This is a genomic window from Vibrio mexicanus (genome assembly GCF_001012815.1).
GTDB classification, from domain to species: Bacteria; Pseudomonadota; Gammaproteobacteria; order Enterobacterales; family Vibrionaceae; genus Vibrio; species Vibrio mexicanus.
Map to the genome: position 1 here is coordinate 55,552 of NZ_JYJP01000016.1, position 20,945 is coordinate 76,496.

The following is a 20,945-nucleotide window of genomic DNA, read 5'->3' on the forward strand; positions in this document are numbered from 1 at the left end:
ATTCCTTTATACAAGTACGCAATTGAGGTTTGCTTGGTTCAACTGACGTTGAGTTATTATCCATATATTGAACAATTAGAAATTAGCGAGTTGATGAACTAAATTGAATAATAAACATTGAGCGTTGGAGATTATGTCGATTTCAACATGGGCTGAAAAATACTGTCTAGAGAGTGACTCTTTAATGCTGCTGTTCAATCCAGACGCGGATTACGTATGTGAGAGTAAACCCTTACAGCAAGAGCTATCGCGTGGATCAGGTGACATATCTGAATTCCTTTCCAACTTGCCTGCCAGTGAATATCTGGCGCCGGATTTTAGTCAGTTTTCTCTACAAATCGACTCGGTCAAGTGTATCGAAGGTCTGTACTGCTATCAGCTAAGCCCCGCGATCTTGGACGAAGGTGAAAGCTGGCAAAAGTTTGCGGATACTTTATCTAAATTACATGATGTGATGCTGCGCCTGAGCAAAGCCGAATCATTGGAATCACTGTACAAACAAGCCATCGTTGAAGCACAGCAGTACCTGTACCTTGATCGCCTTGCCATCCTTCTTCTTGACCCTGAAACTAATGAAATGGTGGGAACGTGGGGAACCGATGAAGAGGGAAATGTAAAAGATGAAACGGCTTTTCGTGGCCCAATTCCAGATGCTCCATGGGTGGAGTTGACCTTAGCATCAAAAGATCATGTTGAAGTATGGGACAACGTAGACTTGCTCTATTACAACCAAGTGGTCGGTAAGGGTTGGAACGCAATGGCTGCAATGTGGGATGGCGATAAACCGATCGGGTGGATTGCCTGCGATAATCTCATAAACAAGCGCCCAATCCAACCTTGGCTTAAAGAGATTATTGGTCAATTTGGTCAATCCTTAGGCCACGCCATAGTTCGATACAAGTACTTACAGGAACTCAAGTCAATCAATGAGAATTTAGAATCCTTGGTGGAGGAGCGCTCTTCTCAGCTAAAAGAGCAAGTTCAGCTGCTCGAGAAAGCTCAAGAGGATTTAGTAGAATCTGAAAAACTCGCCTCATTGGGAGGGCTGGTGGCAGGTGTCTCTCATGAGGTGAATACTCCTCTTGGAATTGGCGTGACGGCAGCTTCCCATTTGGTGGAAGAGTCACGTTACATCACTAAGCTGTATCAAGAGCAAACTTTGAAGAAGTCGGATCTTGAGGGCTTTTTTGAGTACACCTTAGACAGCGGGAAAATACTTCAAGACAACCTGATGCGTGCCAGTGAGCTGGTCAAAAGCTTCAAACAATTGGCGGTGGATCAGTCTATTGATGCGACATTTGATATCAATATGAAGGATTTGGTCGATAATATTCAAAATAGTTTCCATCACAAGTTCAAAAAACGACCTATTACTTTCGTCAATCACATTCGAGACGATGTGATCTTCAGAGCTTGTTCAAGCACCTTGAATCAAATTTTGACTAATTTAGTGAACAACTCTTTGGTGCATGCTTTTGAAGAGGATACAGAAGGCAGCGTAGAAATCGATGCTAAGCTTGATGATGATAGGCTCCATATTTGTTACTTCGATACTGGCGTGGGTGTCAGCGATGATATTCTGGGCCGCCTATTTGAGCCGTTTTTTACCACCAAACGCGGTAAAGGCGGGACGGGGCTTGGCATGAACATCATCTACAACATAGTGAAAAAACTTGGCGGCCAAATTGAACTTAGCCATGTCTCGCCGTCTGGCCTTCAAGTGGATATTTACCTACCGGCAGAGGTGAACAATGACAGATGATCTCTTTAGTGATGACTTCTTTGCAGATGAAGACAGCTCAGAAAAGATAGAACTCCCTCCTTGGAATGTTTTAATCGTCGATGACGAAGAAGAGATCCACCGCGTTACTAAAATGGCACTCACTAAATTTGAATATGAGCAAAGGTCGCTAAACTTCATCAGCGCGCTTTCTGCAGAAGAGGGGAAGAAGGCGTTTACTGAGCACAGTGATATTGCCATTGTATTTCTAGACGTAGTGATGGAAAGTGAACATGCTGGGCTTGATTTGGCTAAGTGGATTCGCGAAGAACATTGTGACCCTAATGTGCGTATCGTATTAAGAACAGGGCAACCTGGCCAAGCCCCGAACAAGCTGTGATTCGTGACTACGACATCAATGATTACAAAGCGAAAACCGAGCTCACTGCACAAAAACTCTACACCACCACGCTCACGGCACTTAGAGCCTACGAGCACATCATGATTTTGGAGCGCAGTAAGGTGGGTATGGAACAGGTGGTGATAGCCACCAAGAATGTCATGGACAAACTGGGTTTCGCTGCGTTTACTAAGGCAGCACTTGAGCAGATCATTACGCTGATCAACGTCACCGATACCATGTTGCTCGATTTGAGTGACCATCTTTATGAATCAACCAAATTAACGACTCATATACGCACTCTAGGTGGAACAGGTCGTTTTAGTAACGAGCAGTCTCACTTTAACTCGCCGTCTGATTTGCCATTTAGCGAGCTTCTTCAAAGATCTATCGCACAAGGGGAGTCCATTCTTGGGGGAGATGAGATTCTTATTTATTGCCGCAGTGAGCATTACGCAGTGGTGTTCTATCTAGAAGCAGAAGGTGCGCTTGCCGACTTGGACAAACACTTGCTTGAAGTGTTTACCGAGAATCTAGTTGTTGGACTCAAGAACATTGACCTGAATGACCAAATGAAGTCCTCACAACGAGAAGTGATTTACCGCTTAACAGAAGTGGTCGAAAGCCGTTCTAACGAGACAGGGTTCCATGTAAAGCGTGTTGCCCGCTATTGCGAGTTACTGGCGAAACTGTATGGGCTGTCGGAAGAGCAGTGCGAAACGATTCTGTTTGCCTCCCCATTGCATGATATCGGGAAAGTGGGTATTCCAGATCGCGTGCTTAATAAACCCGGCAAGTTGGACGAAGAAGAGTGGAGCGTAATGCAAACCCATGCCCAGTGTGGAGAGAACATGTTGGCAGGTTCAGACTTAACGCTTCTTGATGCAGGAGCAACGATTGCAGGCACACATCATGAACGTTGGGATGGTACAGGGTACCCCAATGGTTTAACCGGAACTCAAATACCGATTTACGGCAGGATCTGTGCACTGGCTGATATATTCGACGCGCTCTGTTCTAAACGTTGTTACAAAGAACCGTGGGATTTGGATAAGGTGTTTGAATACATTGAATCTGAATCCGGTAAATTCTTTGACCCAACATTGGTTCAACTCTTCCTTGATAACCGTGAACGTTTTTTGGCTATCAAAGAAGAGCTAAGAGACGAGGACTGATATTAGTCTTTGACGACTGAAAGTTTTGCGCGAATAAATTCGCTGTGATCAACGTAAAGCAGTTCTGCAGTTTTACGGATAACAGAGTCTTCGAGTGGGTCGATTTCTCCATCTGCGCTGGCGACTTCCCACATTGCTTTGATTAATTCAAAGCGGGTCTCTTGACTGAGCTCGCGCAGTTGTGTGGTGAACTCATAAAGCGACGCTGAATCTTTTACCTGTTCTTCCGCTTTATCAATTAATTCACTCACTCGTTCTGAGGGTAGGTCTAGCAACACTTCTATTAAGTGCTGCTTAGCACTTCTCTCACTGTCCGATATATCGTTATCGGCACCTGCTACTTCACAAAGCAAACAAGCAATAGCGAGGTTGGGATTGTTAACCGGCGTTTTGGCAAGATCTTGGCCATCGAGTAGCTGTTTAAATAGCGAAGTAATTGAATTAAACATATTAGCTGCCTTTCTATTCATTTATCTTTTTGTACGTCTATAACTCATAGATAGGATCTCATAGACGTAAGTTCAAATATTCTTGGTAATATACCCAAGTGACTTCAAGATGCAGGATTCAGAGCGTCATCACGGGTTCAAGTTCAAGGCAAATGGCGCAGCGGAATAACGGGTTCTTTCCAAGCCATTTAACGCAGAAATTGAGCCAGTGATACGCTCCCAAAGGGCGAGTTTGCCTAGCTCGCACACTTTGTTAACGATTCTTAATTTAGAGCCACTAGATTGTCGAATCCTTGCCGCGTTTGCAAACTAGGCAATTCTCGCTGAACCACGCATCTTGAGGTTACTTGGGTATAGCTATGTCAATTAATCGTCTGATATGGCTTGGAACTCGACAGTTGTGCTCTCGCCAGTTAGCAACCCGATGTAGCTTGGCTCCCCGGTGTCACTTAGCTTGAGTTCGCCAATGGCGCTTTGATTCACAAGTTTACGACGTGAGCGAGTGGTTGGTGTGCGTTTCTTGATTCTCAAGCGCTTACGCTTAGTCAATAAGTTGAGCGGCGAACGCGGCGAATAGAGTAGGGTGTCAGCGGTGTCACAGATCGATAGTAATGGCTCAGGGAACTGATTTTTAAATCCACTGCAGGTGATCTGATAGATGTTTGGGCTAGACTTTCTGTATCTAAGCTCAATGTCGTAGGCGAATGAATAATGCACATCGCCAGACAAGATCACAAAGTTTGTCGGCGTTTTGGTGTGCGTAAAGATACTTAGCAGAGTATTCGCACTACCAGGGTGTGCCATCCAGTTTTCGGCGTCGATAACTAGCGGCTGACCTAACCAGGTTGCAAGGCGCTGAAGGGCTTCTATGAACTTAACACCAAACATTGGAGCTGGGGAGACCACCACAACTTTCTCTTGGTGAAGTAACTGCTGCTGGAACTCGATTAAGGCTTCCCAATCCATTAAGCCTGATGGTTTGTTCATTTTTGATTCTGAACGCCAACGGCGAGTTCGAGTATCGAGCACAACCACTTTCGGAGAAGTCTCTGTGGTGTAGTGCCACCGTTCGAACTGATACAGGTATTCGACAAACTCACTATGAGCGTCTGCTCTACGTGCGGTGAACAAATTGTCTGCATAGCGATGGAACTCTTCATTGAAACGGCTTGGTTGGTTACCCCAGGCCTGACAGAGCCAGTAACTGATTAGCCCATTACCAATGATGCGGTGAGCAAAAGGATTTTCGTACGCCACTTTTTCCCAACCTATGGTTAGGTTCCAATCGTCTGTGACATCATGATCATCGAAAATCATGTAAGTTGGAATATGCGCCATTAACCGCGCCACAAATGGGACTTCAGAAACAAACTTGTCGATCAGGCCCATTTCCTCTCGCCACTTGGCCGCGTTACTTGCGGTAAGGTTCAGCGGCGGATTTTGGTATCGTTTAACTAAATAGCTCCACATTGCTGGCGACCATACCAGTAAATACATAGCAAAGAATTCGCTGAATGTGATGAGGTGGTTAACGCATTCTTTGGAGCTGAAAATAGGATTTGCTTTTCCACCCAGCCATCCGCTGTCAGATTTAGGAAGTAACGACTGCCGACCATAGAGGTGTTCATCGTGATGATGCAGCGCTTGCATGCTGTCGATAGGCGCTGCGGGGAGTATTTCGTCCATTAAGCCTAGTGCATCAACGACATGGGTTATCGCATTGAGCAGCGGGCCTGCAACATGGTCAGCGTAGATCTGGTCTCCACTCATCAGCAACATGTCTGGCCTTTCATGGATTGGCGTAGAAGCAACTTTTGAGTCGGCAGCGACCAGCGCATCTTTACACTCTGCATGGGGAGCGCGGCACGAACCATGTAAGATGTAATCGGCCCTGTCGGTTATCGTGAAACGCGGGCGAGTCTCTCCTTGATAAAGCAGATGTGAGGCCAGCGTGGCGAGGTTTTGTTCATCGGTATGAAGATCGTAACTGAGCTCTACGTCGGTGGGGAACTGGCCATTGATTTGAACTAGGGTAACCCATGCGTGTTTGCCTACCTGATATCGACTGTGTTCCTCAAGCAAGGTATCCAGAAGTAAGGTTTCACCTTGATAGACGGACAGACTGCCATTAAGCGGCTCTTTACTGGCTATCCACCACACAACTTCTTTGCTTGTGCATTTGCGCAGAATGGGACCTGCTAAAATAAGCGGTAAGTTTTCAGGGCTAGGTACAGACAATGGTCTTCCTTTTTGGTTTGGCTCGGATCGTTATAAATCAATCGTTACAATTAAAGTTCTGTTGATGTTGGATCGTCTGGAACTTCAGGGTCTTCCAGTATCTCTATAATGTCGGAGCTTGATTGCTCATGCCCCATGAGGAAAAGGGCCAACATAGCATCGGCTTTGGTCTTGGTATCGGTTTGACCTTCGATGATTTGCTCGAAACGAGTGCGAATCATTTCAATCTCGTGTTCCACGAAGCCACGGCCTTCGTCGTCTCCTTGAGTGTCTTCGGGGGCATTGTCGAAATCTAAAAACAGGAGTTCACCGTCTTGACGAGCAGACAGCAGACGTTCTGGAAGCCATTCTTCACCCATGACAACGTCTGGGTTGTTTCCTTCAGGGAGTTCTTCGAGTATTTTTTTTAATTCTAAAGCTTTCACAATACTGATATTTAAGACAACATATATACATAGTGTAACGGCGAATCACCCCGAATCATAAGTAATCCTTACGAATACATACAAAAAAGTGTGTGGTTTGGCATGGATGAGAGAATAAAAATGAAGTTACTTACCGCAGTGAGTATGAGTGTCATGAGTTGTGCAGCAATAGCCAACGATGTCACATTTGAAAAGTCAGAGGCCGAAACAACGGCTCAACAACAAAGCACCGCCATCGCAGAACAAGAGTGGGGCATCGCGGCAATGAGCCGTGTCGCCAATATTCCCTTCGCTCTAGAGACGGGTGACAAGTCAGTGACGACTTTCATTCCAATGATGTTTTTTGAAAATGATTACGTTTTCATTGATGGTATTGAAGGCGGTGCGTTTCTTTATAAAGACGAATCGGACCCGCTAGAACTGAGCGCACTGCTTCGTATGCGTTTCGTGGATATTCCAGCTTCCGAACAGAATCGTTATGAAGGGGATACATCAGATTTTGGTCTGAGAGCACGCTATCAGTTCGACCCGTCTTGGTACGGGGATTTCGAGATAATGACAGATTCCAATGTGAACTGGCATGCGAACTGGCGCGTAACGAAAGACTACTATTTTGGCGACCTAGAACTAAGCCAACGGCAAACCTCCGCTATAAGAGCAGCGACTTTAACAGTACTTACTATGGTTTTGATAACTATGCTGGCGGTATTCGAATCGGCGCGGGTTTTGACGCGACTATTGGGGTAGATGCCAAATATCACGTGGTTTCTAATTTGTACTTATTGGGTGCTGCAAATGTGACTCGATTGGATGACAAGACCTACGATAGCGCGTTTGTTGATGACAGGTACGAAGGTGAACTGTACCTAGGCTTTGGTTTCTTCAACGACAAGTCTACGCCACGTAAATCAGAGCTAAGTAACAAACGATATGTTCGCGTTGCTCATGGTTGGGGTACACCGTCGAATATTGGTGAAATCTTTAAGTTTGATTGGGAAAAAGACGAAAACAACAGCCAATTATCGTCGGTTTTCTACGGTCATCCACTCACCGATGAGCTGTTTGGCTTGCCCATTGATATCTATTTAACACCTGGTTTGATTCATCACTGGTCATCGGATGCGCAAGGTGCCAGTACCGAATACGTGGCGGCGATTAAAGCTTATTATACCTTTAACTGGCCAATTCAGTGGCGATTTGGTGTCGCGGAAGGTCTGTCTTACATCGATAGAATCTCTTACATTGAGGCGAAAGAGATGGAACGTAAAGATAAGGTGCCGAGCCATCTGTTGAACTATCTAGATTTCTCATTCGATCTGAATGTAGGGTCACTGTTGAATAACCCCGATTTGAACAATATGTGGTTTGGTTATTCACTGCATCACCGCAGTGCGATCTTTGAAAAAGCTTCTCAATATGGTCGAATCAAAGGCGGCAGTAACTTTAATACTGTCTATGTTCAGTTCGATTTTTAAAACCGCTTAGTGCTCTAAATTTAAACGCCGCAGCCTGTTAGGTTTGCGGCGTTTTTTAATGGACGGCATTTGCCAGTGATCCTTAGCGGCTACTTTGAGGTAAAACAAGGGATGTTCAACTTCACATTGTTCAAACGAAAGAGCGGCTTGTGATACAATCCGCGCAGTTTTGTAAAAGTAAGAATAGGAAACGCTTTGACCTCGTCACAGCCAAATAAAGACAAACAGGCCGCACAAGCAAACAATGCGGCTTCTTTACGCAAAGCACTGAATGAGTGCATGTTACGTGACAGATTTCGTTTGAGTAAGCGTATCAGTGGTGCCAGTAAAATTAAGAAAGAAGCATCACGTAACGCTGTATTCGATGAGATCGCTCTAGATATCGCCAAATCCATGATGGAGGCGACGCAGCGCGCCCAAGCCAATCCAAAGATCGAATACCCAGATTTACTGCCGGTTAGCCAGAAGCGTGATGATATTGCCGAAGCGATTCAAAACAACCAAGTGGTGATTGTTGCGGGTGAAACGGGTTCAGGTAAAACCACTCAGCTGCCAAAAATTTGTGCTGAGTTAGGTCGTGGCCAATATGGCCTTATTGGCCATACGCAGCCTCGTCGATTGGCCGCCCGTTCAGTTGCAAACCGCATTGCTGAAGAGATGGAAACCAAACTGGGTGAGTTTGTCGGCTATAAAGTTCGATTTAACGATCAGATTTCTGAAAATACTCAAGTGAAATTGATGACAGACGGTATCTTGCTGGCAGAGATTCAACACGACCGATTCTTGAATCAATACGACACCATCATTATCGATGAAGCGCACGAACGCAGCTTGAACATCGATTTCATCTTGGGTTACCTGAAAGAGCTATTGCCGCGTCGACCTGATCTGAAAGTGATCATCACATCGGCAACTATCGACCCAGAACGTTTCTCAAAACATTTCAGCGATGCGCCGATTATTGAAGTCTCTGGTCGTACATATCCGGTAGAGACACGTTATCGCCCACTGAAAGGTGAAGACGATGTCGATCGCGACCAGCTTGAAGGTATCTTCGAAGCGGTTGATGAGCTTTGCGATGAAGGGTTAGGTGACATCCTGATCTTCATGAACGGCGAGCGCGAAATCCGCGATACGGCCGATGCCTTGGGTAAGCGTAATCTACGCGACACTGAAATCGTACCGCTTTACGCAAGACTTTCCGCAGGCGAGCAGAACAAGATTTTCCAGCCCCATGCTGGTCGTCGAATCGTACTCGCGACCAACGTAGCGGAAACCTCGCTAACCGTTCCAGGCATCAAGTATGTCATTGACCCAGGTACCGCGCGTATTAGCCGATATAGCTACCGTACGAAAGTACAACGCCTGCCAATCGAACCTGTTTCACAGGCGAGTGCGAATCAGCGCAAGGGTCGTTGTGGTCGTGTCGAAGAAGGTATCTGTATTCGTCTTTATTCTGAGGAAGATTTTGAATCACGCCCAGAGTTCACTGATCCTGAAATCCTGCGTACTAACCTTGCGTCTGTAATTCTACAAATGACAGCGTTAGGTTTGGGTGATATTCAAGCATTCCCATTTGTTGAAGCCCCAGACAAACGCAACATTCAAGATGGTGTGCGCCTCCTTGAAGAGCTAGGCGCGATTAACGAGAAAGCTAAAGATCCTCGTAAGCGTCTGACTCAGATGGGTCGCCAGTTAGCCCGTTTGCCAATCGACCCTCGCTTGGCGCGTATGGTGTTGGAAGCTCCAAAGAATGGCTGTTTGAAAGAGCTGATGATTATCGCTTCTGCGCTGTCGATTCAAGACCCGCGTGAGCGCCCGTCAGATAAGCAGCAATCTTCTGATGACAAGCATCGCCGCTTCTTCCATGAAGATTCTGACTTCCTCACGTTTGTTAACCTGTGGGATTACATCCAGAAGCAGCAAAAAGCATTGAGCGGCAACCAGTTCCGTAAGCAGTGTAAGCAAGATTATCTTAACTACTTACGCGTGCGTGAGTGGCAAGATGTGTATTTCCAAATCCATCAAGCGATGCGCGAGATGGACTTCAAACTGAACGATGAAGCAGGCAGTTACGAGAAAGTACACAGCTCGATCCTCGTCGGATTGCTTTCTCACATTGGTGTGAAAGATCAGGAAAAGAATGACTACCAAGGTGCACGTAATGCCCGCTTCCATATCTTCCCAGCATCAGGCTTGTTCAAGAAGCAACCTAAATGGATTATGTCGGCTGAGCTGGTGGAAACCTCGAAACTTTGGGGCCGTATTATCGCGAAGATTCAACCTGAGTGGGTTGAACCGTTAGCGAAACACCTGATCAAGCGCAGCCACAGCGAACCGCATTGGTCTAAGAAGCGTGCGGCGGTTATGGCTTATGAGAAAGTGATGCTTTATGGGGTGCCGATTGTCCCTAAGCGCTTAGTGAATTATGGGCCGATTGACTCTGTTGTAAGCCGCGAAATATTCGTTCGTAGCGCTTTGGTTGAAGGTGAATGGGAAACCAAGCACGCGTTCTTCAAGCAAAACCGCAAATTGCTGCAAGAAGTAGAAGAGCTCGAACACAAGTCTCGCCGTCGCGATATCTTGGTCGACGACGATGAGCTGTTTGATTTCTATGATCAGCGTGTTGGTACAGAGGTAGTGTCTGGTCGTCACTTTGACACTTGGTGGAAAGCTGAATCGAAGAACAACAAAGATCTCTTAAACTTTGAAAAAGAGATGCTGTTTAGAGGCGATGCTAGCCATGTTACTGATCTCGACTATCCAAACTTCTGGCATCAAGACGGCTTGAAACTCAAACTGAGCTACCAGTTCGAACCGGGTGATGATAGCGATGGCGTGACCGTGCACGTTCCACTGCCGATCCTAAACCAAGTGGAACAAGCGGGCTTTGATTGGCAAATTCCAGGCCTACGACATGAATTGGTTGTGAGCTTGATTAAAGCACTACCGAAGACATTACGTAAAAACTTTGTGCCAGCGCCAAACTATGCCGATGCATTCTTAGCTCGCGCTACGCCAATGGAAGCGCCTCTTTTGGATGCATTAGAGAAAGAGCTTCGCCGTATGACCGGCGTGGAAGTATTGCGTGACGACTGGAACTTGGAGCAAATACCGGATCACCTGAAAGTGACCTTCCGCGCCGTTGACCATCGCAATCGCAAGCTCAAAGAGAACAAAGATCTGCATGAGCTGAAAGAGAGCTTAAAAGATAAGGTTCAAGAGACGTTATCGAAAGTCGCTGACGATGACATCGAACAGCAAGGTCTTCACACTTGGAGTTTTGGTGAACTGCCAAAAGTCTACAAGCAGAAGCGCGGTGGTTTTGAGGTGAAAGCCTTCCCTGCGATTGTTGATTCTAAAGACAGTGTTGAAATCAAACTGTTTGAAACAGAGCAAGAGCAGATTTCTGCCATGAAGGCAGGTCAGCGCCGCTTAATTCTACTAAACGTACCGTCGCCGATTAAGTATCTGCATTCGAACTTACCCAACAAGTCAAAGCTTGGTCTTTACTTCAACCCTTACGGTAAAGTAATGGACCTTATCGATGACTGTATTGCCTGTGGTATCGACAAACTGATCGAAGAGAAGGGCGGGTTAGTTTGGGAATCTGACCAGTTTGAACAGCTTAAAGAACACGTTCGCGCTGAGTTAGGCGACACAGTGGTCGATATTGCCAAACAAGTGGAAACGATTTTGACTACCGCATTCAACATCAATAAGAAGTTGAAGGGCAAAGTAGATTTCACTATGGCGTTCGCACTGTCTGATATTAAAGCTCAAATCGAAAATCTTATCTTCAAAGGGTTTGCCACAGAGTGCGGTTGGAAGAAGCTACCGGACATTCTGCGCTACATGAAGGCGATTGAGCGTAGAATGGAAAAACTGCCAATCGACCCGAATAAAGATCGCTTGCACATGCTCAAAATAGAGTCTGTGACTAATCAATACAAAGAGTTATTGAACAAAATACCGAAAGGAATGGCAATTCCAGAAAATGTCAAAGAGGTTCGTTGGATGCTCGAAGAACTTCGAGTGAGTTTCTTTGCTCAGCAGTTAGGTACGCCTTATCCTGTCTCGGATAAGCGTGTTAAGAATGCTATTGAAGCGTGTTAGAATTTTGACAAAAAATAGGTATGAATTTTGCTTCTAGTGAAGTAACTTATCGCAAAACAACGGACAACGGCAATATCCTGCCAAGGTATTGCCTCTGGAATAAAACTAAAGGTTTATTATGAAAAAGACACTACTAGCGCTTGCACTGATTGGAGCATCAGCAACTGCATCTGCAGACTCTTGGATTTACGGTGGTGCTAACGTAGGTTCTTCAGATCTTGGTAACGACTCAAGCAACACTTACGGTGTTCACGTAGGTACGGGTCTACTGCCATTTATTGGTCTAGAAGCGGGCTATCAAAACCACGGTGAGTTCTCTGGTTCTGGTTACTACAACACACTCGGCGACCTAAAAGCAGATTCTCTATACTTTGCTGTTAAGCCAAGCATCGATTTTGGTCCTCTTCACGTATACGCGAAAGCTGGTGCACACTCTTACGATGTGACTGGCGATAACTACAAAGAAGACAGCGTAGACCTTATGTACGGTGTGGGCGCAGAATACTTTGTATTTGGTCCGCTATCTGTTGGTGGAAGCTACACAGTATTCAACATGAAGCACGACCACATTAGCTCATTCAACTTAAACGCGACGCTTCACTTCCTATAAGTTGATATCAGTCGTTCCCATCTGAACGAACATTATTTATTTAAGCCGCCAGCCTTTGCTGGCGGCTTTTTTGTTGCGCTATTCAGACTTTAAGCTCAGGAATACCAATAGCTTTTAATCGAGCATACCGATCTTTAGTTTTTGATTGATACCAATTCACGGGCATTCTATCTTCTAATCCCAAGTTTTTCATTTTTTGCCACTCCTGTTTACTGATTACAACGTAATCGAGCAAATCATCAAGACAGTTACGCAGCGTGTCTTTAGAAAGTAAGTCATCTCGCTCTAGGCACTTTATTTCCCCCACCAAGGTATCGAGTGGGACTAGCGGTATGAGATCTACTTGTTTGGAGATTGATGCATCAGTTGATCGGCGACATGAAGCGCGGGCTTTTTCCCAGTCGGGTTTACCGTGAGTGGTGACATAGCCCTCGCGGAAACAGAAATAGCTGAATAAAAATCGAGGGACTAAACTCCAGCGCTGGTATTTTGCTTCAAGGTAGAGATGTTCAAACTCAATGTCGAGGTCGGTCATGGGTAAACCAATACTATTCAAAAGACGGGTAATAATATCGTTAACGCAAAGCCTTTTAAATGACTGTTAGTGGTTTGACAAACTGACATCAACAGCAATGCTTAATGGAGCGTTTAAGATTAGGGAAAATGGTCATGAGAGCAACGGTTTTAGCTGTAGGTTTTTTTTTAATGGTTACTGCCGCCCATGTTTCGGCAGAGAAACCGGAATGGGCGGGAAAGGGTAAACCAGACATCAGTGAAGTGGCTGACATTGCAGAAGCTGAAGAACTAGAAGAGCAAATTGAAGATCGTGAAAAAGAGCTAAATGAGAAAATCAAACAGAAAACGCGACAAAGCAAAGAAAGAAAAAAGTAAGAAGAAAAAAGAAAAGTTAGAAGATGAATTAGAGTCTCTCGAAGAAGAAAAGGAGCAGATGGAAGAAGCGAAAGAAGAACTCAACGAAAAGAAAGAAAAATTGGGTTCTGATGATGCAGCTGGGCTAGAAAAGCAAAAGCAGAAAAAGGCCGAACAAGTTCGAAATGAAGAAGATAAAGGGTCTGAAAAAGGGCAAGAAAAACGAGAGGAAAACAGTAAAAAATGGTGGAAATTCTGGGAAGAGTAATAGAAAAGTAGCCCTATTCATTGTTCATGAGTAGGGCTACCAGTTCGATCATGCCTTCTTAAGGTCTTTAGCAGGGTAAGTAAGCGTCATGTCGCCTGCTTTTACGTGAACGTAGTAACCGCCGCTGCTTAGACCTGTTACAGTCATTTGGCCGAAATCAACACCTTTTGTTGCAACAACAACATCATCGATAGAAAACATATAAATACCTTAAAAGTAAAAGAATTAGGCTTTCGCCCGTGGGCGGCATTTAAGCAAACACCTAGGTGTTTACCTAATCGACTTTTTTATCGACACGATTAGCAATACTGAGTTAGTCTGTAAGAGACGTATATCAAATAACAACAATGGCTTAGGCGTTAGAAAATGCAGTATCAATACATTAACGACAAAGATGTTTCTCCAGAATTAGACCAAAAACTCCGTGACTTACTCAGTCGTAGCTTTCTCAATGGGCAAGATCCTGAAATCTTCAGTCGCCAGCGCTACTACAAAGAAGCGCCGGCGCACCGCTATCTGTTATGGGATGGTGATATTCTTGCCGCTCATATTGCGACACATGAAAAACAGGTGGAAGTGAATGGTGAAACCTTCCCAATTAGCGGTATCGCCGAGGTGTGTGTAAACACCGATTACCGAGGTAAAGGGTTGATTAAAAAACTATTGCCAAAAGTCCACGAAGAGAGCCGTGCACGTGGTGATGCTTTCTCAGTTTTGTTTGGTGAAGTGTATGTTTACAGTTCATCGGGCTATCAATTGGTAGATAACATCCAACTTTTGAACCAAGACAATGAATGGGAAACACCAAAGAACGTGATGGTTTTGCCACTTAATGAAACCTGGCCAAAGTCAGAAGTTAAATTGTTGGGTTTGCCGTTTTAGTGTCAAAGTTAAAACGCATCAGATATTGATAAAGCGCCTTTGTTGGGTGCTTTTTTAATGATTATTTGGAATAGTATTTACTCTCGTTGAATACGTCACGATTGCGAGGGTCAATAGACAAAAACATCCAAATCTCTTTTTGTGCTTGCTCTAAATAGCCGTCTTCAAACACCACCATAGAGCAGTGTAGCGACAGTTTTTCGGCAAAGGCTTCTAGCGCTTCGATACCAATTTTTTCAATGTCTTTGGCGTCTAGGACGAAAAGCTTTTTGTGTTTTTTCACAGTGAGATCGCAATCAGACAGAGATTGATCGAAGAGAAGGCGAAAATCGAGTTCAACTTCCAAGCCGGTGCGGTTTTGCTTGAAGTGGTAATACTCTTCCTGTTGTGAACATAGTTGATAGTTTAACTGTTCAAAGTAATCGAGCAGGGCACTTTTGACGTTGTTCATTGGGATATCTCTTTGGGACGCCTAACTCGTTTGGTCATTTAGGGTGTGGAAACCTGAATAAATTCGAGTAAAGGTGGTGAACCAACACGCAGCACCAAAGACATAGGCAATGATGGCAAAGTGTTGAGGGAACAAACAGAAAGCAATGAAACAGCCGATGGTCTCGGTGCCTTCAGTTAATCCGCTCATGTAGTAAAGCGACTTATGTTTATATACTGGATTGTCGATATTGCGCTTACCAGCCATGATGGCAAAGGCTAAGAAGCTTGTGCCTGTCCCTACGAATGAGAAGATCAAAAACGCGCCCGCGATGGCATTTTGATCGGGTGCAGCAAGGACAAAACCGAAAGGTATCAGCGAGTAAAACACGAAGTCTAGACTCACATCTAAGAAGCCTCCAGCGTCGGTTATTCCCTGAATTCGGGCAAGTGCACCATCAAGCCCGTCACAAATTCGATTGGCGAGAATGAAGAACAGCGCCAAGGTGTACTGCTCAAAAACAAGAGCAGGGAAGGCCATACAGCCCAAAGCGAAGCCAAACAGCGTGGTTTGATTGGCCGTGACTCCCAGTGGTTTAGTAGCTTCGCGCTTTTTGATAGTGGCCAGCGAATGACCTTAATACTAAAACTATCGAGCATGATTACTTTCCTAATCGGCTAGTTAAGCCGTGAGTGATTCTGTGTTCCATGGCCAAGTGATGCAGCGACTTCCTTGTGGAATGTCTTCATCATCATGAGTCACCATCAAAGTTGGAATATTGGCTTTCTGCAACTGTTCAACAACCCAATTTCGAAATTGCTCTCGCAAGTCTTTATCAAGTTTACTATAGGGTTCATCAAGCAGTGCCAGTTTGGGCTTTGCTAACAGCATTCGCGTTAGTGCAATACGTGCACGTTGACCACCGGATATCTGATCAGGAAATGAATTGGCTAAATTTTCTAAGGCGATATCTGAAAGCGCGCGCATCGCTTGTGTTTTCCTTTCAATGCCTTTGACAGAATTAGGCAACGCAAATGCGAGATTCTCCCAAATTGTTAAGTGAGGGAAGAGCAAGTCATCTTGAAAAAGAATTCCGACAGAGCGCTTGTGAGCAGGTAATTTGTTTAGCTCGGCATCATCTAAAGTGATAGTGCCAGTGAAGGTAAACTCATCGGAAAGGTGACCTGCAACGGCATCAAGTAACGTGGATTTCCCGCAGCCGCTTGGGCCCATTAGAGTCACTATCTCGCCTTTTTCCACTTCCAAGTGAAACGATGAGAACAGAGTGTCACCGTTGAGTTTTTGATGGCGAGATTTTCGAGACAAAGAGACATGAGATTAAACACCTCTTATTTTTAGCTTGCGATGTTTGCCATGAAGTCGATTCACGATAATCGCAAGGAAGAAGAAGATAAACGGCAGCAGAGCTTGCCAAATTGCGTAGATGGCGGTTACACGGCGATCAAAACCACTCGATAGTGCAACTGCTTCAGTCGTAATGGTGGTTATACGTCCCGCACCCAAAACAAGTGTTGGCAGGTACTGCGCCAAACTGACACTGATCCCGATAGCCCAAGCGAAGACAACGGCCGGCAACAAGATAGGCAGTTTTACCTTAAGCCAAGCACGCATCGGAGATTTACCTAAGCTGAGCGCTGCGCGCATGTACCTTCGTTAAAACTACGCCAAGGCCCATCTAATGATAGGTACACAAATGGGAAGGCAAAGAAAAACGTGTGACCAAATGACCCAAAACAGGTAAGCATCGCTTTGAGCATAGAGCGCGACCACTTGCATTCCGAACAATACGGAAAGCTGAGGAATCAACATGGGTATTGCGATAATGTAACCCGGCACTTGCATGCGATAGCGAATACGATATTCGTGGCCGACTAGCGCCAGTAGCAGAGCAATGGTTGCACTGATTAACGCCATAAAAACACTTTGCTCGATGTTGCCTAGGATGTTATTCCATTCGAGATCCCAGTAGCGCAGGCTATAGCGGCTAGGGAGTAAGTCAGGGAAGCGCCAACGTTGGGCGAAACTCCAAATCACCATTAGTGGGATCATCAGGGTTGCCAATGAAGCAACAAGCCCGAACAAGCTCTTGCCCGGCAAGCCCAGCCACAACGCCCTGAATATTGCCAACGTCTGAAGTATTGAGTGACGAGCCATTCGACCAAGCGAGCAAAGGCAATCAGCAAGGATGCTAAGCCAAACAAAACCACCGCCCCTGCGGCTGCTCTAGAGAGTAGCGATAAATCAGGATCGCTAAACCACTGCCAAACCAAAACGGCAAAGGTTGGTGGATTCGTCGGGCCGATAATCAACGCGACGTCAACAACAGATAACCCATAAGTTAGTACGGCTAAGATAGGGAAGCGTAGCTTTCTAAACCATTGCGGGAAAACACATTTCCACCACGCTTGTTGGCTGCTGTAACCCAGTGAGTGGCTGACTTTCTCAACTTGATCCACTTTGAGCTGTTGTAAAATTGGCACACTCATCAACAGCAGGAAAGGCACTTCTTTGAAGGCCAACATGATGATCAGGCCAAGGGCATGTGGTCTTTAATCAAAAGCGCCAAACTGTCAGTCGATTGCCCGTTTGGATCATAATCGAATAGATGATGAAGCGCGCGCACCCCCATGCCTGTTGGTGCGAATAGGAAAGCAAAACCAATGGCAAAGGCCACGTGCGGCATGGCTAGCAGCGGCGATAAAGCGAGTTCTATCTTTCTCCACAATCGTGTTCCCCACGTGGCCTGTAAGATGGCGAACGTCATCATACAAGCCAGATAGGTGCTGAAAATAGCAGAGTAAACAGACAGCGAAATAGAGCGCCAAACACCTTCCCAGTTAAAGACGGCCGCAAACCCGTCGAGTGAGAAAGCGTTCAAACCGACAGGAGCAAGTAGCCAAATGCGGAGACAACGACTCCAGCGATGCCCGGTACCGTAGGGAGGATACAAACAAATATTAAAACGAAGTAAAGCGCTCGAAGCATAACGTGTGATTAATTTCCGTATCGACGTAACCAAGCTTGTTCAAGAGCGTCTTGCCAGCTTGGATGTGGTTCATCAATCGCTTTGTGAGCTTGAGCTTTCTTAGCACTGCCTGTTAGGTATTGCTTTTCAAGTACTGAAGGGTCACCCCAAACGTCAATATCCCCTTTACGCGATTGCGCTTCAGGGCTTAGCAAGAAGTTGATCGCCACTTGCGCACCAGCGGAAGCATTGGCGTTCCATGGGATGGCGAGAAAGTGAATATTCGACAGAGCGCCAGCCTGCATTGAGTAAGCGGTAGTGGTGGGTTCTAAGTTACCATTGGCTTGCGCTGAATAAACCGCGTTTGGATTGAAGGTGATGGCAAGATCGATTTGGCCGTCATCAAGCAATTGAATCGACTCAGCTGTACCGGCAGGGAACTGCCTGCCACCGCGCCATGCGACTTTATGGAAAGCGTCTAGGTAATCCCAAAGCGGTTGACTCATTTGGTCAAAATCGACTTCAGAAACTGGCTTTTGTAACGCTTCATCATTGTCGGTCAACTCAATTAACAGAGCTTTGAGAAAACTGGAACCGTGAAACTCAGGCGGGCGAGGGTAGGTAAGACGATTCGGGTTGGCGTTCGCGTAATCAAGCATTTGAGCGAAAGACTGCGGCGGATTGTTGAGGTCTTCTTGGTCATAAATGAACACCAATTGGCCCACACCCCAAGGCGCTTCTAAACCATCTGTCGGCGTAGAAAAATCAACATCGATGGGAAGTCTCTTATCCACGTATTGCCAGCTGGGCAGTGACTCGGCAAATGGGCCAAACAGCAGCTGATTGTCTTTCATCGATTTAAAATTTTCACCATTAATCCAAACCATATCGACGCTACCACCAGTGTTACGGCCTGCGGCTTTTTCGGCAACAAGACGCGTGGTGGTTTCTGAAATGTCAGTGACTTTTACGTGATTGAGTGTGACGTTATAGCGTGATTTAAGTTCGTCGCCCGCCCACTGAATGTAGTGGTTAATTTCTTGACTGCCGCCCCATGCGTGAAAATAGACGGTCTGCCCATCAGCTTGCTGTTCGATACTCGACCAGTCAGAGGCAAAAGAGTGACTGGCAATGACTATATTAATGGGGATTAGGCCAATGGCGCTTAGTAGCTTCTTCATGTTAAGTCCGTGATGGCTAATGTGAATGCTAGGCAGTGATTCCAATAGGATAGCTTTTTTTCACTCTGATAAGAACCACTCATTTGTGAGTCTAATAGACTGATTACAAAAGATAGATTGGATTTTCGCCTGTAGTTTGTCTTCTTTCAAAGCAAAAGAAAGAGGCGCGAAGCCTCTTCCTTTAACTTACGGTCCTTTATGTTACAAAAGGGATAGACCGGACTACTTCGCAAGTTCTTCCATGTTGATGCCTTTTTTCTTCGCGATGTACTTTGGAATTAAAGACATACCGAACAGAACAAGACCTGCACCTGCAAACTTCACTAATAACATCGCTGACACACCGTTAGTCGCGATGTCACCGGCCATGTATGCGAAGATGAAAGCACCTGGAGCCATAGTGATCAGTGATACGATGACGTAAGTCGCAAGGTTTAGACCTGTGATTCCGTACGCGTAGTTTTGTAGGCTGAATGGGAACACAGGTACGAGACGCGTTAGGATCAAGAAGCTTGAGCCGTTTTGAGCCACACCATCATCAATCTTCTTAAAGATTGGGTTGTCGCCGAACTTCTTCACGATGGTATCGCGGAAGATAAAGCGAGCTAGGATGAATGCTACTGTTGCGCCTAGAGTTGCTGAGAAAAGAGCAAGCAATGCGCCTTTTACCGGGCCAAACACAATTCCCGCCACAATGGTAAATGCACTACCCGGTAGCATGAACACACATGCGAACACAAAAGCTAATACGAATACCGCGTAACCCCAAACACCAAATCCAGCGATCCACTCTTGTAGGCTGCGGATGTCAGTGATGATTTCTAAAATGCCAGTTTGCTTTGCTACGAAGATCACCAATGCGATCGCGAGAGCAATAAGCGCTATTTTTGCAAATTTCATAATTTATCTACTTCTTTATTAAGACGTTATCGAGTAAACGTTCTTATACTAAACGGTCATACACTTGATTAGGCCCGCTTTTGATTTGTAGCGGTTGAACCAAGACTTCACTGGGCTTGCTAACACATTGGCTGGTGGAAGATCGCCTTCCATCACGACTGGGCCAAACACAAGGTCCAGAATGTGCCAAGAGTTGGTGTCCACACCCATCATTGATGCACGACAAGCCGCGCAGTAAACCACAACGTAATCTGTTTCGAACTCATCAACACGGCGTTGAATAACGCGATTAGCAACGTCTGGGTTAGCTGGAACAACCATGCCGCCAAAGCCACAACAGCGTGTTTTGTCTTTGGTGTGTTTCGGTTCAACGGTTTTGTAACCCAACTCGTTTAAGATCCAACGAATGCCGTCTTGCAGTTCACGCTCGTAACGCGTAGAGCAAGAGTCGTGAATAGTGAAAACCACATTACTGTCTTTCGCTTTGCCCACTAACTCTTTCGGTAGACCGATTTCAGGAAGTAGCTTCCATAGTGATACTGGCTTTTGCTTTGCGCCTGCTTTTTTAATCATGCCGTAGCAGCTTTGACACGCCACAATCACTTCTTCAGCTTCCACTTTGTCGAAGTCTGCTTGAAGTTGACCGTAACGCTCTTTAAACAGCTCGGTTTGACCAACCGCTGCGGTAGGCTTACCACAACATTTTTGAACCGCCCCCATCTCTGGGAACACGTTCTTAAGGTGCTGAGCCATTGCAGCAACACCTTCAGGAGAATAGGATGGCAAGCTGCATCCCGGCATAAATACTTTATTGCTCATA

At 45.6% G+C, this 20,945-nt stretch carries 17 protein-coding genes and 4 pseudogenes; 9 read left to right on the plus strand and 12 right to left on the minus strand.

Going from position 1 to position 20,945, the window contains the following annotated elements; translation table 11 throughout:
- The first annotated feature begins 133 nt into the window (after positions 1 to 133).
- The 3 genes from UA76_RS24350 to UA76_RS03310 are packed head-to-tail and all read left to right on the plus strand — an operon-like array spanning position 134 to position 3,295.
- A complete protein-coding gene (locus tag UA76_RS24350; RefSeq protein WP_052771933.1) occupies positions 134 to 1,762 on the plus strand; it encodes a sensor histidine kinase in 1,629 nt (542 codons plus the stop codon).
- A complete protein-coding gene (locus tag UA76_RS24355) occupies positions 1,752 to 2,120 on the plus strand; it encodes a response regulator (protein ID WP_238322158.1) in 369 nt (122 codons plus the stop codon). The genes UA76_RS24350 and UA76_RS24355 overlap by 11 nt, the downstream gene beginning before the upstream one ends.
- On the plus strand, positions 2,117 to 3,295 hold the full coding sequence (locus UA76_RS03310) for an HD domain-containing phosphohydrolase (RefSeq protein ID WP_238322159.1): 1,179 nt from the start codon (positions 2,117 to 2,119) through the stop codon (positions 3,293 to 3,295). Before UA76_RS24355 ends, UA76_RS03310 begins: the two co-directional genes overlap by 4 nt.
- A gap of 2 nt (positions 3,296 to 3,297) precedes the next feature.
- Here UA76_RS03310 and UA76_RS03315 read toward each other — a convergent pair whose 3' ends face one another.
- The 3 genes from UA76_RS03315 to UA76_RS03325 all read right to left on the minus strand — a co-directional run bounded on the left by UA76_RS03315 (position 3,298) and on the right by UA76_RS03325 (position 6,407).
- On the minus strand, positions 3,298 to 3,744 hold the full coding sequence (locus tag UA76_RS03315; protein WP_047042989.1) for a tellurite resistance TerB family protein: 447 nt from the start codon (positions 3,742 to 3,744) through the stop codon (positions 3,298 to 3,300).
- Between the two features lie 366 nt (positions 3,745 to 4,110).
- Positions 4,111 to 5,982: an alkaline phosphatase D family protein gene (locus tag UA76_RS03320; protein ID WP_047042992.1), complete on the minus strand. Its 1,872-nt coding sequence runs from the start codon at positions 5,980 to 5,982 to the stop codon at positions 4,111 to 4,113.
- A 50-nt stretch (positions 5,983 to 6,032) separates the two neighbouring features.
- Positions 6,033 to 6,407, minus strand: coding sequence for a VC1380 family protein (locus UA76_RS03325; RefSeq protein ID WP_047042994.1), 375 nt, complete (start codon positions 6,405 to 6,407; stop codon positions 6,033 to 6,035).
- A gap of 144 nt (positions 6,408 to 6,551) precedes the next feature.
- Between UA76_RS03325 and UA76_RS03330 the strand changes: the two are divergent.
- From UA76_RS03330 to UA76_RS03340, 3 genes and pseudogenes are all read left to right on the plus strand, one after another.
- Positions 6,552 to 7,882, plus strand: a pseudogene (locus UA76_RS03330) (MipA/OmpV family protein).
- Between the two features lie 195 nt (positions 7,883 to 8,077).
- Positions 8,078 to 11,998, plus strand: coding sequence for an ATP-dependent RNA helicase HrpA (hrpA, locus tag UA76_RS03335; RefSeq protein WP_047042997.1), 3,921 nt, complete (start codon positions 8,078 to 8,080; stop codon positions 11,996 to 11,998).
- A 118-nt stretch (positions 11,999 to 12,116) separates the two neighbouring features.
- Positions 12,117 to 12,608: a porin family protein gene (locus tag UA76_RS03340; protein WP_047042998.1), complete on the plus strand. Its 492-nt coding sequence runs from the start codon at positions 12,117 to 12,119 to the stop codon at positions 12,606 to 12,608.
- Positions 12,609 to 12,690: 82 nt separating this feature from the next.
- On the opposite strand, the gene UA76_RS03345 is transcribed toward UA76_RS03340, so the two are convergent.
- On the minus strand, positions 12,691 to 13,143 hold the full coding sequence (locus tag UA76_RS03345) for a hypothetical protein (RefSeq protein ID WP_047043001.1): 453 nt from the start codon (positions 13,141 to 13,143) through the stop codon (positions 12,691 to 12,693).
- Positions 13,144 to 13,247: 104 nt separating this feature from the next.
- Here UA76_RS03345 and UA76_RS24360 point away from each other — a divergent pair, with 104 nt between their 5' ends.
- Both UA76_RS24360 and UA76_RS24365 read left to right on the plus strand, forming a co-directional pair.
- Positions 13,248 to 13,499: a hypothetical protein gene (locus UA76_RS24360; RefSeq protein ID WP_238322160.1), complete on the plus strand. Its 252-nt coding sequence runs from the start codon at positions 13,248 to 13,250 to the stop codon at positions 13,497 to 13,499.
- A complete protein-coding gene (locus tag UA76_RS24365; protein ID WP_238322161.1) occupies positions 13,450 to 13,746 on the plus strand; it encodes a hypothetical protein in 297 nt (98 codons plus the stop codon). Before UA76_RS24360 ends, UA76_RS24365 begins: the two co-directional genes overlap by 50 nt.
- Positions 13,747 to 13,794: 48 nt before the next feature.
- Here the strand turns inward: UA76_RS24365 and UA76_RS23990 are convergent, their stop codons facing one another.
- Complete coding sequence (locus UA76_RS23990; protein WP_157617550.1) at positions 13,795 to 13,947, minus strand: hypothetical protein; 153 nt, start codon at positions 13,945 to 13,947, stop codon at positions 13,795 to 13,797.
- A 165-nt stretch (positions 13,948 to 14,112) separates the two neighbouring features.
- On the opposite strand from UA76_RS23990, the gene UA76_RS03355 reads away from it, so the two are divergent.
- A complete protein-coding gene (locus UA76_RS03355) occupies positions 14,113 to 14,628 on the plus strand; it encodes a GNAT family N-acetyltransferase (RefSeq protein WP_047043003.1) in 516 nt (171 codons plus the stop codon).
- Between the two features lie 61 nt (positions 14,629 to 14,689).
- On the opposite strand, the gene UA76_RS03360 is transcribed toward UA76_RS03355, so the two are convergent.
- From UA76_RS03360 to UA76_RS03390, 7 genes and pseudogenes are all read right to left on the minus strand, one after another.
- Positions 14,690 to 15,079 carry a hypothetical protein gene (locus tag UA76_RS03360; protein ID WP_047043005.1) on the minus strand — a complete coding sequence of 130 codons (390 nt, stop codon included), beginning with the start codon at positions 15,077 to 15,079 and terminating at the stop codon, positions 14,690 to 14,692.
- A 21-nt stretch (positions 15,080 to 15,100) separates the two neighbouring features.
- Positions 15,101 to 15,717 (minus strand): annotated as a pseudogene (locus tag UA76_RS03365) (CDP-alcohol phosphatidyltransferase family protein).
- 22 nt (positions 15,718 to 15,739) lie between these two features.
- A pseudogene (locus UA76_RS03370) lies at positions 15,740 to 16,392 on the minus strand (ATP-binding cassette domain-containing protein).
- 4 nt (positions 16,393 to 16,396) lie between these two features.
- Positions 16,397 to 18,064 (minus strand): annotated as a pseudogene (locus UA76_RS03375) (ABC transporter permease).
- 9 nt (positions 18,065 to 18,073) lie between these two features.
- A complete protein-coding gene (locus UA76_RS03380; protein WP_047043008.1) occupies positions 18,074 to 19,225 on the minus strand; it encodes an ABC transporter substrate-binding protein in 1,152 nt (383 codons plus the stop codon).
- A gap of 222 nt (positions 19,226 to 19,447) precedes the next feature.
- Positions 19,448 to 20,125: a TVP38/TMEM64 family protein gene (locus UA76_RS03385; protein ID WP_047043011.1), complete on the minus strand. Its 678-nt coding sequence runs from the start codon at positions 20,123 to 20,125 to the stop codon at positions 19,448 to 19,450.
- 48 nt (positions 20,126 to 20,173) lie between these two features.
- Positions 20,174 to 20,944, minus strand: coding sequence for a heterodisulfide reductase-related iron-sulfur binding cluster (locus tag UA76_RS03390; protein WP_047043014.1), 771 nt, complete (start codon positions 20,942 to 20,944; stop codon positions 20,174 to 20,176).
- Position 20,945: the final 1 nt, after the last annotated feature.